This is a genomic window from Streptomyces sp. NPDC020489 (assembly GCF_044386545.1).
In the GTDB taxonomy this organism is placed as follows: domain Bacteria; phylum Actinomycetota; class Actinomycetes; order Streptomycetales; family Streptomycetaceae; genus Streptomyces.
The window spans coordinates 59834-74054 of record NZ_JBIRUZ010000013.1 but is presented as its reverse complement, the minus strand read 5'-3'; the positions used below and the strand labels follow the sequence as shown (position 1 = coordinate 74054).

The window sequence follows — 14221 nt, the reverse complement described above, 5'->3', positions numbered from 1 at the left end:
CGATCGCATACTAATTTGTAAACCGCCATGACGAAATAGTCGTGCGAAGCAGTCGTCAGCGAACAAGGAGCCCGTCATGAACTACCAGCCCACCCCCGATGACAGGTTCACCTTCGGCCTGTGGACCGTCGGCTGGCAGGGGAGGGACCCGTTCGGCGATGCCACGCGGGGCGCCCTGGACCCCGTGGAGACCGTGCGGCGCCTGGCCGAGCTGGGCGCCCACGGTGTGACCTTCCACGACGACGACCTGATCCCCTTCGGGTCCTCGGACGGCGAGCGCGAGGGGCACATCAAGCGCTTCCGGGAGGCCCTCGACGCCACCGGCATGAAGGTGCCGATGGCCACCACCAACCTCTTCACGCACCCCGTCTTCAAGGACGGCGCGTTCACCGCGAACGACCGCGACGTGCGCCGCTACGCCCTGCGCAAGACGATCCGCAACATCGATCTGGCGGTCGAGCTCGGCGCCGAGACCTACGTCGCCTGGGGCGGCCGTGAGGGTGCCGAGTCCGGCGCCGCCAAGGACGTACGCGTCGCCCTGGACCGCATGAAGGAGGCCTTCGACCTCCTCGGGGAGTACGTGACCGAGCAGGGGTACGACCTGAAGTTCGCCATCGAGCCCAAGCCGAACGAGCCGCGCGGCGACATCCTGCTGCCCACCGTCGGCCACGCCCTGGCGTTCATCGAGCGCCTGGAGCGCCCGGAGCTCTACGGCGTCAACCCCGAGGTCGGCCACGAGCAGATGGCCGGGCTGAACTTCCCGCACGGCATCGCGCAGGCCCTGTGGGCGGGCAAGCTCTTCCACATCGACCTCAACGGCCAGTCCGGCATCAAGTACGACCAGGACCTCCGCTTCGGCGCCGGCGACCTGCGCTCGGCGTTCTGGCTGGTCGACCTGCTGGAGAGCGCCGGTTACGCGGGCCCGAAGCACTTCGACTTCAAGCCCCCGCGCACCGAGGACCTCGATGGTGTCTGGGCGTCGGCGGCGGGCTGCATGCGCAACTACCTCATCCTGAAGGAGCGTTCCGCCGCCTTCCGCGCCGACCCGCAGGTCCAGGAGGCGCTGCGCGCCGCGCGTCTGGACGAGCTGGTGCAGCCCACGGCCGCGGACGGCCTGAAGTCGCTGCTCGCGGACCGTGCGGCCTTCGAGGAGTTCGACGTGGAGGCGGCCGCCGCGCGCGGCATGGCCTTCGAGCAGCTCGACCAGCTGGCGATGGACCACCTGCTGGGGGCACGCGGCTGACCTGCCGCGCCATGAGCGCACGCGCGCGTGGACCCTCGTGGTCTTGTCAGGCACGCGCGCGTGCAGGGCATGACCGACCCTCGCGCGGGATGCTCCGGAATGATGCCGTCCATGGCATGAGTCCGTATCAACTTCCCGATGGGGGTCGCGTCCTGCCCGGCACCGGGCGACTCTGGACGGTATGGCCATGCCGCCCGTACCGCCTCAGCCGCCCGGGCCGCCGGACGACACGCCGCCCTACGGTGGCGGCTTCGGACCCCCTCCCGACGGCTTCGGCCGAGGAGAGCGCTCCGGCCCTCCGGGCGGGTACGGCCCGCCCTCTGGAGGGTCCGGTGGATACGGCACGCCTCCCGGAGGTCCCGATGGCTACGGCGGTGCGTACGGTCCGCCGCCCGGAGACAACGGCCCGCCCTCGTACGGGGGCTGGGACCCACCGCCTCCGCCCGAGCCCTCGCGCGGCCCGGGCAGGGGCCGCAACCCGCTGTTCATCCTGCTCGCCCTGCTCGTGGCCGGTGCCGCCGTCGCCGCGATCGTCCTGATGGCCTCGGGCAGGGGCGACTCGCCGGACGACGAGCCCAGCGCGAGCAGCTCGCCCCGCCCCACGCTGAGCCTGCCGACCGAACTGCCCAGCAAGCTCCCGACCGAGCTGCCGACCCGACTGCCCTCGCAGTTCCCGACCGAGTTCCCGAGCGGCCTGGAATCCCTCATCCCGTCCCTGGCGGCCGACGAGGTGCCGTACTACATGCTGCGGACCGGCGACTGCTTCGACACCGACGACAGCCGACCGGGGCAGGCCGCCAGGCGCCCCTGCGACACGCCGCACGACGCCGAGGTCGTGCAGGTGACGGAACTCGAGGGCGACCACCCGTCCGAGGCCGCCCTGCGGAAGGCCGCGTCGGCCCTCTGCGAGCGGACCTTGGACAACAGGGCGGTGGATCAGCCGGACGGGACCGTGCGCGGCATCCTGGTGCAGTACCCCGACCCCGCCGGCTACCGGCTCGGGATCGACAAGGTGGCGTGCAGCCTCGCGGCCGACACCGACGGCACCCGGAAGCTCACCGCCCCGCTGACATGAGCCGCTGTCGACCAACCGGCTGTGCGTCGGCCGCGCCCGCGCCGTCGGTCGTCCCAGGGCCGACTCACGGCCTGGCGGGCACCCGCGCGGTCCGCGTGGGCGACAGGAAGACGACCACGTCCGTCTCCTGTCCCGGCAGTGGTGCGGGCTCGGTCCAGCCCATGCGCCGGTAGAACGCGAGGGTGTCGTGCGCCTGGCCCCAGGTCAGCAGCCACGCCCGGCTCTCGGGCACGGCGGCGGTCAGGGCCGTCAGCAGCCGACGGCCGAGACCTGTGCCGCGCGCGTGGGGCCGTACGCCCAACTCGTCCACCTCGAAGGCGCCGATCAGCAGCTCGTCGACCCGTTCGGCGCCGAGCCGCCGCGTGACCTTGCCGTACGCGCGGTCGTCGCGGAAGGGGGACGGCGTCGTCCAGCCGGTGGCGAAACCGTCCACGGCGCCGCTGTCCGACAGGGCCAGCACGGCGCGGAAACCGGGCCGACGCGCGTCCTCCTCCAGCCGCTCCCGGAACGCCGAGCGGGTCTCCTCGGTGTTCTCCCGGTCCCAGGGCGGGGCGGTGAAGACCTCGACGTACGCCTCGGTGAGCTGGTCCGCGAAGGTGAGGATGTCCTGGCCGAAGTGCCTCATGGCACGTCAACCTATCTCCGCGACCTCCTGTGCCGCAGCCAGCGCCGTCGCGGGGTCATGGGCGGCGCCACCGGCGGGCGCCCAGCGGCCCCGCTCCTTGCGGTACGGCCACCACAGGCCGTCCCGCCCGAGGCGCAGCTGGCTCGAAGAGCCCACCGCCGTCCAGCGGTTGCCCCGCGTGCTCCAGGTCGGCTGTTCGTCCTCGTCCCACGCGGTGTCGAGCGCGGCACGCGCGCGTGCGAGCGTCTCGCCCTCCACGCTCCACTCCTCCTCGAGCACGTCCAGCGCGGCCACACCGCCGTCCCGCCAGGCGCGTACGGCCAGTGCCAGCTCCTCCTCGGTGCGCCCCGATCCCTGTGCCAGCCGCTCCCGTACGGCCCCGCGTGGGTCGCCCGCGGCAAGGCGGACCGCGTCCTGGGCGACGGTCAGCCCGTCCTCCCAGGGGTCCTGGCCGGACAGCAGCCGATGCGCCTGAGCCGCGGTGCGGGCGGCCAGGAACTCCAGGGCGGCCGGTTCGACGCCGGGCGGGGGCGCTGTCTCGGTGTCCAGGGACGGAGGGACGCCGGGGTCCTCGGGCAGCTCCGGGAGCGCCGGCAGCGGCGGCAGGATGTCGCCGGCCGCGAACGCCTCGGCGGCGTCCACGCCCTCGGCCGGGCCGGCGGGCGCCTTGTCGGGCACTGCGGTGCGGTCCTGGAGGTCGTCCAGCAGGGCCCGTTCGCCGCGTCCTCGCATCAGCAGCAGGACGAAGGGGTCCTCGTCCAGCAGCCTGGCCACCTGGTAGCAGAGCGCCGCCGTGTGCGCGCAGTGGTCCCAGGAGCCGCAGTCGCACTCCGGCTCCAGCTCGCCCATGCCGGGCAGGAGTTCGACGCCCGCGGCGGCGGCGTCCTCGACCAGGTGCGGAGGCATGTCGCGGTCCAGGAGCGCCGCGACATGACTGGCGCGCTCGACGGCCATGTCCAGGAACCGGTCCCACTGCTCGGCGGAGAGTTCGGCCAGCAGGACGTCGGCCCGGTGCGCGGTGCGGTCGGGGTCCTGGACGACGGCCGTGATGCGACCCGGTCGTACCGACACCGCCCCCACGGCACCGGCACGCGCGAACCGGCGGCCGACCTTGACCTGCCCCGAGTCGAGTGCGGCGTCCTCCAGCGCCTTCAGCCACGCCTGGCCCCACCAGGTCCGCGCGAAGCCCCGCCCGTGCGCCGGCGGAAACGCGGCGAACGTACGCTCTGTCCCGTCACTCATCGTGTGCCCCCTCGCAGTTCGACCAGATCCGCCAGCTCCGCGTCCGTCAGCTCGGTGAGCGCCGCCTCCCCGGCGCCGAGCACCGCGTCCGCCAACTCCCGCTTGCGGCTCAGCATCTCCGCGATGCGGTCCTCGATGGTGCCCTCGGCGATCAGCCGGTGCACCTGGACCGGCCGGTGCTGCCCGATGCGGTACGCGCGGTCGGTGGCCTGCGCCTCGACGGCCGGGTTCCACCAGCGGTCGTAGTGCACGACGTGCTCGGCGCGGGTGAGGTTCAGCCCGGTGCCCGCGGCCTTCAACGACAGCAGGAACACCGGCACCTCACCGTCCTGGAAGCGCCGCACCATGTCCTCGCGGCGCGCCACGGGCGTCCCGCCGTGCAGGAACTGCGAGGCCACCCCGCGGTCGGCCAGGTGCCGCTCGATGAGGCGCGCCATCTGCACGTACTGGGTGAACACCAGCACGCTCGCCCCCTCGGCGAGGATGGTGTCGAGCAACTCGTCCAACAGCTCCAGTTTCCCGGACCGCCCCACGATCCTCGGCCGATCCTCCTTGAGGTACTGCGCGGGGTGGTTGCAGATCTGCTTCAGCCCGGTCAGCAGCTTCACGATCAGCCCGCGCCGCGCCATGCTGTCGGCGCCGGAGATCTCCGCGAGCGTCTCGCGCACGACGGCCTCGTACAGAGCGGTCTGTTCCGTGGTGAGCGACACCGCGCGGTCGGTCTCCGTCTTCGGCGGCAGCTCCGGGGCGATGCCCGGGTCCGACTTGCGGCGGCGCAGCAGGAACGGGGCGACCAACCGGGAGAGCCGCTCGGCGGCCCGTGGGTCCCGTCCGCCCTCGACGGCCTGCGCGTACCGCGTACGGAACGTGCCGAGCCGACCCAGCAGACCGGGGGTCGTCCAGTCGAGGATCGCCCACAGCTCCGAGAGGTTGTTCTCCACCGGGGTGCCGGTGAGCGCCACGCGTGCGCGTGCGCCGATGGAACGCAGCTGCCGTGCGGTCGCCGAGTACGGGTTCTTCACATGCTGTGCCTCGTCCGCGACCACCATGCCCCACGACACCTCGGCCAGCCGGCCGGCGTCCAGCCGCATCGTGCCGTACGTGGTGAGCACGAACTCCCCGTCGACCAGGGCGTCCAGGTCGCGCCGCGGACCGTGGAAACGGCGCACGCGCGTGCCGGGGGCGAACTTCTCGATCTCGCGCTGCCAGTTGCCCATGAGGGAGGTGGGGCACACCACGAGCGTGGATCCGGTGGTCGCCGGGTCCTGCTGCCGGTGCAGGTGCAGGGCGATGAGGGTGATCGTCTTGCCGAGGCCCATGTCGTCGGCGAGACAGCAGCCCAGCCCCAGGGAGGTCATCCGCGCCAGCCAGTTCAGGCCCCGCCGCTGGTAGTCCCGCAGCGTGGCCGCGAGCGCCGCGGGCTGCTCGACCGGCTCCTGCGCCTCGGGGTTCGCGAGCCGTTCCTTGAGGGCCGCGAGCCATCCTGTGGGGTGGACGTCGACCTTCTGACCGTCGATCTCCGTGGAACCCGTCAGGGCGGCTCCGAGCGCGTTGACGGGGGTGAGCTTGCGGTCCTGCTGGGCGCGGGCCCGACGCACCTCCTGCGGGTCGATGAGGACCCACTGGTCGCGCAGCCGCACGACCGGGCGGCTGGACTCGGCGAGCCGGTCGAGTTCCTCCCGGGTGAGCTGCCGGTCGCCCAGGGCGAACCGCCAGTTGAAGGCGAGCAGGGCTTCGGCGGACAGGAACGACGGCGTGTCCGAGGGGAGTCTGCCCGGCCGCCCCTCGTCGTCGGGTGGGCCGACCACCGCGCGGGCCGTCAGCTTGCGGGCGAGTTCCTTGGGCCAGTGCACGTCGACACCGGCGAGGGAGAGGGCCCGGGCGCCGGCCGAGAGGAGATCGGTCACCTCCTCGTCGGCGAGTTCGACGGCGTCCGGCACACCGGCCGAGAGCAGGGGCGTGAGCGGCGGCCAGGCGCGGACCGCGCGGCGCAGCGCCAGCAGGGTGTCCATCCGCGCGCGCGGGCCGAAGACCCCGTCGGACCCGGCCCACACCTCGGCGGCGTCCGCGACCGACGCCGGGTCGTTCACACCGTGCACCTGAAGGACGGCACGGAACGTCAGGGCGGTGTCGCCCGGCCCCGTGGTCGCCTCGGCGGTGTCGTCCGGTGCCGTGGACGTCAGAGCGGTGTCGTCCGGTCCCATGGTCGTCACGGTGGTGACGTTCGGCCCCTTGGGCACGGGCACGGCGGTGTCGTCCGGAACCGTGGGCACCGGCACGGCGGTGCGGTCCGGAACCGTGGTCGTCAGACCGGGCAGTTCGATGCGCAGTGAGAGCCGTACACCCGCGTCGTGCCCCGCGGCGACGTCGGCCGCCCAGGCCCGGTGACCGGGCACGTGCTGCGGTTCCCGGGCCGCGTAGGCGGCGCCGCCGGTCACGAGTGGGGCCGCGGGGGAGCGGGGGAGGGTGTCGGCGACCGCGTCCAGGAAGGCGCGCAGCAGCCGCTCGGGGTCGGGCAGCCGCAGCGGTTCGGCGTCGTCCAGCGGAACGGCATGCGCCTCGGGGGGCATCGCCGCGGCCAGTGCCCGGAGGCGTTCGACGTCCTCGGGGCGCAGCGGACCGGCGCGCCAGGCGTCGTGGTCGCCCTCGGACAGGCCGGGCAGCAGCAGCCCGCGGGCGGCGAGTTGGAGGGCGTGCACGGCGGCCGTACCCCAGAACACGGTCGCCCGGTGTCCGTGCGCGACGGCACGCGCGCGCGTGAGGACGGGCAGCGCGTCGCGCACCGGCATCAGCACCGCCGGCACGGTCACCGCCTCGACGGGCACGACCACGGTCAGATCCTCGACGGACCCCGACGCGACGGTCGGCGGCACCTCGTCCTCGGGGTTCCAGAAGGCGACGGTGCCGGTGCGGGCAGGGTCGCCGGGGACGAACACGGCACAGCAGCGGGCCAGTTGCGAGATCTCGGACGGGGTTGCCGCGGGAATCCTGAGCGCAGGAATGGAACGCTCCTCAAATTTGACTACCTGGGCGGAGTGGTCGAGGGTACAGCACGCGGGCGCTGTGCTGGAATCATCGCTCAGTGATCCGGGTCACGCCGTGACAAGACTGGGTATGCCCGTCTCAGGGGCGCGTAGGGGTCGGGCCTCAGGGACGTCTCAGGGTCGCGGGTCGGAACCGCGGGGAGCGCGGGGCCGTTCTCAGGACAGAGAGCGGCAGTGGCCGCGAAGGAGGCGACAGATGTCGAACACAGCGAAGATCGCCGCGGGAGGTGTGGCGGTCGGCATCCTTCTGTTGATCTGGCTGCCGTGGTGGGCCGCGCTCCTGATCGTCCTGGGAGTACCGACCGCCGCATACCTCACGCTGGACCCCTCGCAACGGCGCAGACTGCGCCGCGTCTCACGCAAGGAGCTCGGTCGCTGAGACCCCCGGCTACCGGACCGCGCCGGTCCGGTCGGCCAGGGCGCAGGAGTCGACCACATCGCCGCTCACGGGCCTGCTCACGACCTGGTCCGCGGGCGGCGCCGTGCCCCGCTCCACCCAGGAGACCAGCGCGTCGAACGCCGAGCGGTAGCAGGGCAGGATCGGACGCAGCCGGTCGGGATACGTGTCGTACAGCCCGTCGACGTGCGTACCACCCTCGACCGTGTAGTAGCGGTGCAGACGTCCCCGTCCGCTCGCGTCGATCATGCGCGCGTACACGTCCGAGTCGGCGGCCTTGGGCAGCAGCGCGTCCAGATCGCCGTGCAACGTGATCAGCGGTCGGCCGATGCGCCCCGTCAGCGCCACCCGGGCGACGGCGCGATGGACGGACTCGGGGCGCGAGGCATAGTCGTAGACGGCGTCGTCGGCACAGGGCGCCAGGATCTGCTCGGGGGTGGTCCCGGCGCTCGGGCCGGGACAGCCGGGGGCGTAGGACGGGTCGAACTCGGCACGGTAGATCTTCTGCGTGATTCCCCAGTAGGCCTTCTCGTGGTAGGGCCACAGGAACTCCGAGCCGCGCGCGAAGCCCACCGCGTACAGGTCCTCGTCCCGGGCCGAGCCGGTCATGCGGGCCACGGCCACGGGCAGGGAGGTGAGCAGGTTCGGGCCTTCCTCGGTCCACAGCGCGCCTTCCCAGTCCACCCCGCCGTCGTACAGCTCGGGGTGGTTCTCCAGCTGCCAGCGCGTCAGATAGCCGCCGTTGGAGATGCCCGTCACGTACGTGCGCCGCGGCGCCTTCCCGTAGCGCTGGGCGACCACGCGCCGGGCCGCGCGGGTCAGTTGGGTGGTGCGCGTGTTCCACTCGGCCACCGCGTCACCGGGGCGGGTGCCGTCGCGGTAGAAGTCGGCGCCGTTGTTGCCCTTGTCGGTCGCGGCGTAGGCGTAACCGCGCGCGAGTACCTGATCCGAGATCGCGGTGTCCGTGGCGTACTGCCGTCGCGTGCCCGGCGCGCCCGTCACGACGAGTCCGCCGTTCCAGTCGTCGGGCAACCGGATCACGAACTGGGCGTCGTGCCGCCAGCCGTGGGTGGCGTTGAAGCCGGAGGAGTCGGGGAAGTAGCCGTCGATCTGCACCCCGGGAACCCCGGAGGGGGTGCGGGTCGCCCTGGCCGTCAGCCCCGCCTGGTCGGCCATGTCGGTGTACGGAGTACCGGCCAACCCCGTCGTCGTCAGATCCGCGAGGCAGGCGCTTTGCTGGAAGGCGGCACCCGGCACCTGGACGCGCCCCTGGCGCGCGCAGTGCTCATCGGGCGCGCCTGCGGCGGGAGTCGGCCAGGTCAGGGCCGTCGCCACCAACGTGGCGGCGAGAAGCGGGACACCGCGGGACACATGCACGGGTACCTCCGAAGGGCGGCGGGAAGTCGAGGGCTGCCTCATGGTGCGAGGGGCGCGCCCTGCCATCCATGGGGCGGGGCCACATGGAATGAGGTCGCCGTATGTGTCGGCGTAGGTGACCTCCCGTGCGCGGAAGTGCAGACCGCGACCGTGCGTAATGCGATTGCGCGAATGATCAGCGTCCCTGCACCATGAGCCTCATGACTTTTGGAAAGGGGGCCCAGCGACTCCACGGTGAGCGCTGATGGCCGCACACGAGGCGTCCCCGACGCCGTCCCGACAGCCCCAGAACCCGCCGGCGCCCCTGACGCCCGCCTGGTTGAGGGCCCACTTCGACACCCTGCCCTTCCCGGCCCGCGCGAGCGCCCTGGCGCGTTACGGCCGCGCGCTGACACCGAGCGCCTACGAGACGCTCCACCACGCCCTCGACCACGGCGACGACGCCGACCGGCACACCGCGTTGTTCCTGGCGGTCGTCCGCCGCGACCTGGAACGGGTGGCCGCGGTCCTCGCGGACCCGCTGCTCGGACGCCGGGCCCGCGCGGCGGCCATCCGGCTGCCCCTCCCCGAACAGGCCCTGGAACGCCTGGCCCTGAGCGACGTCAGGGCCGTCCGCCACGACACCTACCGACTGCTCAGACTGAGCCGCCGTACGGCACTGGCGACCAGACTGCTGCCGAGCATCCACGAACGCCACGGCGGCCGGGAAGCCGCCGCCCTCCTGACCGCCTGCCCTCCCGAAACCGTGGCCGCCTGGCTGCCCCGCGTCGAACCGGCGCCTGGAGTCCTCAACTCCCTCGCCCGCACCGCCCCTTACGCCGTCGCCGCCCACCTGACGACCCAGTGCGCCCACTGGCCGCAGCACAGCACCCGCCGCTATCGCGACGTCGCCTCACTGGCCGCCCGGCGCGACCCCCGCGCGGCGCTGCTGCTCCTGGAACACACCCCGCTGCTGCTCACCCCGACAGCGGTTCTCTCCGCCCTCTCACGCCCGGCGGAAGCGCTGGCCGTGCTGCGCACACCGCACCCCGGACCCGGCGAGCGCGGCGGGCCACGGCGCGTCCCCGTGGGGCCCGTGCCGCCCTCGTTGCGCCGCACCCTCCTCACCCTGCCCCTGGCCGACCTGGTGGAACTGGCCGAACACTGCTCGAGCGCCGGACGCCGCGCACCGGCCCACGGGCGCGTCGACCTCACCCCGGACAGCCTCCTCGCGCTCCTGCCGCCCGCCGAACGGCGCCGCATCGTCGAGAAGCGCGTCAGTGGGCCGCCACGGCCCCTTCCGGTGCCGGTGAGCGCGATCGCCGCCCTCGAACCCGCCGACCGGGCGGATCTCGTCCGCCCCTTGGCGGTGGGTAGCGAACGCCGCCCGTGGAGCCTGGTCCGAGCGGCCCGGGTGCTGCCGCTCGCCGAGGGCGAACCCTTGCTGAAGGCGCTCGCGGACAACCACCGCGTACAGCACCGGGCCTTCGCCTGGCCTGCCCTGCTGCTGTGCGCCGAACTCGAAGGCGACCCGGAACAGTTCGCCCGGGTGGCCGCCGACTGCGAACGGGCCTGGCACGACCAGGACGCCGTGCGCGGACCCGCGCTGGAGCAACTCGCGGCCACCGCGGCCCCCTTGCTGGCCGCCGTACCCGAACGCGTCCTGCGGGACGCCGTCCTGACCACCGTGCAGTCCCGCGACTCGACGGCCGGCACTCTCACCGCAGCGCGGCGGCTGCTTCAGCGGGTCGTCGAGCGCGCGGCGGCAACCGGTCGGACGCACCGCGCGGTCGCGGCAGCCGAACTCCTCGGCCACCTGGTCGCGGAGCCTGGGCAGGCCGAGGCGCTGCCCCCGCTGCGCGTCGACGAGCCGACGGCCCGCGCCATCTGGACGGCGATCGCACCGACGGCCCGGCGCCGACCCGATGTGGGCGTCGTCGTCGCCGAGCTCCTCGCGCGGCACCTGACCGCACTGCCCGAACTGGACGCGGAGACCCGGCGGCTCGCCGTCGAGTGCGACGACCCGCTTCCCGCGGCACGTGCGGCGGCGGTCTGGGTCGGGCCACCGCGCCTGCGGGAGCAGCGCTGCGCCGAACTGATCACCCTGGACCCGACCTTCGCCACGGTCCCGGTCGTCCTGCGGACCGTCGCCACCCGCCGCACCGATCTGCTCGACCGCGTCCTGGCCGCGGCGCGCGAAGGGTTCACCGGCCGGCTGCGGACCCGCCGCACGCCGTGGGCGCCGCGCCTCGCCCCCGGCGTCACCGGACGGTGGCTCCCCGCCCAGCGCGACGCCTGGGAGAGACACCGCGCGCGCGTGGCCCTCGACGAATCGGCCCCGTTGCGCACACGGGCCGATGCCGCCGAGGCGCTGCGGGACCCCGCACGGCTGACCACGCTCGCGCAGAACGCGCCCCAGCCGGTCTCGGCGGCGGCCCTCACGGCCCTCGGCAATGCCAGGGACCGTCAGCCGGTGCCCCTCCTGCTGCGGCACGCGGGAACCGGCGGCGTGCGGGGCCGCGCCGCGATGGCCGCGCTGCGCCAACTGCTCGCCCGGCTGCCCGACGAGGCCGCGGTCCCCCTGCTCGCACCCGTGGCCCGTGACGTCGGCAGCCCCGTGGGCGTCCGCAAGGAAGCCGTACGCGCCCTGGCCGACCTCGAACGGCCGGACGCCTTCCACGCCCTGCTCGCGGCCTGGGACGAGCCGCGGCAGCACCGGGACGTGCGCGCCGCCCTCGCCCTGGCCCTGCTGCCCGCGCTCGACCGCCCAGGCGTGGCCGACCGGCTGGCGGAGGCTGCCCAGGAGCCCGCCGTGCGCGACAGGATCATCCACGCGCGCGTGCGCCTCGGGGCCACGATTCCGAGAGAGCCGTATGCCGACCTGCTCGTACGACTGGTCGAGACCGGCGACGACGACAGCGCGGCCGCCGCCTGCGAGGTGCTCCCGACCTGGCTGGCGCCCGGCGAGGCCCGCGGGGCCCACGTCCTGGCGGACGCCTTCCTCGCCCCGGCACGCCCGCGCAAGGTGTGGGAGGCCGCGGCGCGCCGGCTGTTGTCCCTGCCGCCCGGGCCCGTGACCGGGTCGGTGCTGCGAGGAGCCTTCGACGCCCTGGCCGAGCGGACCCGCGAGCCACACGCGCGTGCCGAGGCGCTGCGGCGGCTGCACGCGTGCGCGGAGTACTCGGACTCCGTGGACCAGGGAGGCGGCGCAGAGTCCTCGGCCGTCCTGGACGCCCTGGCCGACACACTGGAGACGGTAGGTCTGCGCGCCGACGCCGCACGCGTGAGCTGGGACACGGCCATGGCGGCCGTGCGCAAGGGCGTGCACGACGCACATCGGTGGGAGAGGCTCGCCCGGAGTTGCGAGGCGGGGGCGGGACGGCTGCCGACGCGGCACACCGTGCCGATCGATCTGCACCGACCGGGCGTGTCCGCCGCGCTGCTCGCCGCCGCGCGGACGCTCCGCACCCGTGGCACCGCGGTGACCGGCCGGCTCGCGCTGGACCTGGTCCGCGCGGGCGGCCGGGCGACATCCTGGGAGGAACCCTGGCGGCTCGAACTGGACGCGCTCCGGGCCCACCAGGACGCGGACACGGCCGTGGACGCCCTGCTGGTGAACCCGGACGCCCACGACCGGAGATGAGTTGGCCCGGATGAACGGGGGCGGATGACGGGTGAGGCGTGGTCCGGAAGCCCCGGTCCAGCCTGGGGGAGCACCGGTCGGACACCCCGGTTCCGCTTGGGGGGAGCACCGGTCAGACGCCCCGGTTCGAGCCGGCAGGGTTGGAGCTCCGATCGGACGTGCAGCTCAGTCCGGCAGGGTTGGAGGACCCGTCCCCACGCCCCGGTTCAGCCCGGTGGGGGCGGAGCACTGGTCGGTCGCCCCGGACCAGTCCGGCAGGCCGGGGCATCCGTCCGCACGCCCCGGCTCAGCTGGGGCGCACGGCCATCTTGTCGAGCGCCTCCAGCAGTCCGGGCAGCTCCGGGCCCCGCCCGACCGGGAGCACCTCACCGGGCTTGTCGTCGAGCAGCACGAAGGCGATGTCGTCGGTCCTGGCCACCAGGGACCAGCCGGGCCCGTCGGCGCGCAGGGTGCGGGCGTCACCCGGGGCGAAGGACGAGCGGACCCGGCCCAGGGGCGGGGGCGTGTCCACGTAGCCCCGCGCCTCCGCGAGGACGCGCCGGATGCCGTTGTCGCCCCGAGGAGCGTCCTCGGAGCCCTCCACGGCGTCTCCCCGCGCGTCCGGCGCCGGGAAGTCGGCGTCGTCGATCTGCTCGCGCCACACGGCCCACTGGAGGGCGATCTCGTCGGCGCCCAGCCGCCGCTGAGCCGGTCCCCAGACGCTGGTGTCCGGCGGCGCCAGCGGCGGGCCGTCGGCGTCCTGGGGGTCGGGGTCGTGCGGGGCGGGCACGTTCGGAGCCGCGACGGCGACCGCGAGCGGCCAGCCCGGCAGGGCGGCGACGACCGAGCGTTCGTCGGGCGACAGGTCGTACTCCATGCCGCAGTCCCACGACGCGATGGCGACGGCGACCAGCGACACGTCGTCCACGACGACCGTCCAGCGGGAACCGTCGCCGTCCTGGCCGAGCACCAGGCCGTACCCGTCGGCGAGCGGCGCGAGACCGAGCGCCGCGCAGGCCTCCGGATAGTCGTCGCCCAGCACGCTCGGGAACTTCGCCGGCGTCAGCAGCACCGCCGTGAGCACATAGAGCGCGTCGTCCACGGCGGCGACGGTGTCCTCGTCCGTCCCGGCCATCCCAGCCTCCCCATCGGTATGTCCAACCGCGCGCACCCTAGTGTGCGCGGAAGGTGCTTGTCACGACTCCCCTGCACACCCGGAGCAGCGGTTTTCCGGCCGGACGGGGCGAATCGACCGCGGATGAGGGGGTTCGGTCAGGCGGCCGGGAGCCCCAGCAGGGAACGGGCCACCGTCTGCGGCGACTCGTCGCGCTCGCGGGCGAGCGCGATGACCGCCCGGCACGCCAGCTCGCTCACCCCGAACGACAGGGCCTCCGGCGACACCCAGCCCGCCGCCTCGTCGATCTGGTCCTGGTCGTCCTCCGCACAGGCCGAGACGTAGACCGCGGCGGCCTCGAACAGATTGTGCGTGCGCGTGTCCCGGCCACCGGCCTCGTCGACGTGCGCGGCGCTGAAGAGTCTGGCGACGGACGTACGGATCCTGTCCCACATGCTGACCGCCTTGTCCCTGCGTGGTTGGCTGACTGTGATCGTTCATCT

10 protein-coding genes are annotated in these 14221 nt (G+C 73.8%); 4 read left to right on the top strand and 6 right to left on the bottom strand.

Annotation, left to right across the window (positions count from 1 at the left end; translation table 11 throughout):
- The first annotated feature begins 76 nt into the window (after positions 1–76).
- Together xylA and ACH41F_RS30605 are read left to right on the top strand one after the other, a co-directional pair.
- Positions 77–1243, top strand: a complete 1167-nt coding sequence (xylA, locus tag ACH41F_RS30610; RefSeq protein WP_391236604.1) for a xylose isomerase — start codon at positions 77–79, stop codon at positions 1241–1243.
- 181 nt (positions 1244–1424) lie between these two features.
- Positions 1425–2318 (top strand): hypothetical protein, encoded by an 894-nt coding sequence (locus ACH41F_RS30605; protein ID WP_398838371.1) that lies wholly within the window; start codon positions 1425–1427, stop codon positions 2316–2318.
- Positions 2319–2382: 64 nt separating this feature from the next.
- Here the strand turns inward: ACH41F_RS30605 and ACH41F_RS30600 are convergent, their stop codons facing one another.
- Genes ACH41F_RS30600 through ACH41F_RS30590 form a run of 3 tightly spaced genes read right to left on the bottom strand, consistent with a single transcriptional unit; the run spans position 2383 to position 7121 of the window.
- On the bottom strand, positions 2383–2943 hold the full coding sequence (locus ACH41F_RS30600; protein WP_398838369.1) for a GNAT family N-acetyltransferase: 561 nt from the start codon (positions 2941–2943) through the stop codon (positions 2383–2385).
- A 6-nt stretch (positions 2944–2949) separates the two neighbouring features.
- Positions 2950–4185 carry an SWF or SNF family helicase gene (locus tag ACH41F_RS30595; protein WP_398838367.1) on the bottom strand — a complete coding sequence of 412 codons (1236 nt, stop codon included), beginning with the start codon at positions 4183–4185 and terminating at the stop codon, positions 2950–2952.
- Entirely contained in the window at positions 4182–7121 is a 2940-nt protein-coding gene (locus ACH41F_RS30590) for a DEAD/DEAH box helicase (RefSeq protein ID WP_398838365.1), read from the bottom strand. Before ACH41F_RS30590 ends, ACH41F_RS30595 begins: the two co-directional genes overlap by 4 nt.
- A gap of 304 nt (positions 7122–7425) precedes the next feature.
- On the opposite strand from ACH41F_RS30590, the gene ACH41F_RS30585 reads away from it, so the two are divergent.
- Positions 7426–7608, top strand: a complete 183-nt coding sequence (locus ACH41F_RS30585) for a hypothetical protein (protein ID WP_391236589.1) — start codon at positions 7426–7428, stop codon at positions 7606–7608.
- Positions 7609–7617: 9 nt separating this feature from the next.
- On the opposite strand, the gene ACH41F_RS30580 is transcribed toward ACH41F_RS30585, so the two are convergent.
- Positions 7618–9003 (bottom strand): tannase/feruloyl esterase family alpha/beta hydrolase, encoded by a 1386-nt coding sequence (locus tag ACH41F_RS30580; protein ID WP_391236586.1) that lies wholly within the window; start codon positions 9001–9003, stop codon positions 7618–7620.
- A 244-nt stretch (positions 9004–9247) separates the two neighbouring features.
- Between ACH41F_RS30580 and ACH41F_RS30575 the strand changes: the two genes are divergently transcribed.
- On the top strand, positions 9248–12625 hold the full coding sequence (locus tag ACH41F_RS30575; protein WP_398838361.1) for a hypothetical protein: 3378 nt from the start codon (positions 9248–9250) through the stop codon (positions 12623–12625).
- Positions 12626–12911: 286 nt separating this feature from the next.
- Here the strand turns inward: ACH41F_RS30575 and ACH41F_RS30570 are convergent, their stop codons facing one another.
- A complete protein-coding gene (locus ACH41F_RS30570) occupies positions 12912–13739 on the bottom strand; it encodes a hypothetical protein (RefSeq protein WP_391236580.1) in 828 nt (275 codons plus the stop codon).
- 137 nt (positions 13740–13876) lie between these two features.
- Positions 13877–14173 (bottom strand): hypothetical protein, encoded by a 297-nt coding sequence (locus ACH41F_RS30565; protein WP_391236577.1) that lies wholly within the window; start codon positions 14171–14173, stop codon positions 13877–13879.
- Positions 14174–14221 lie beyond the last annotated feature (48 nt).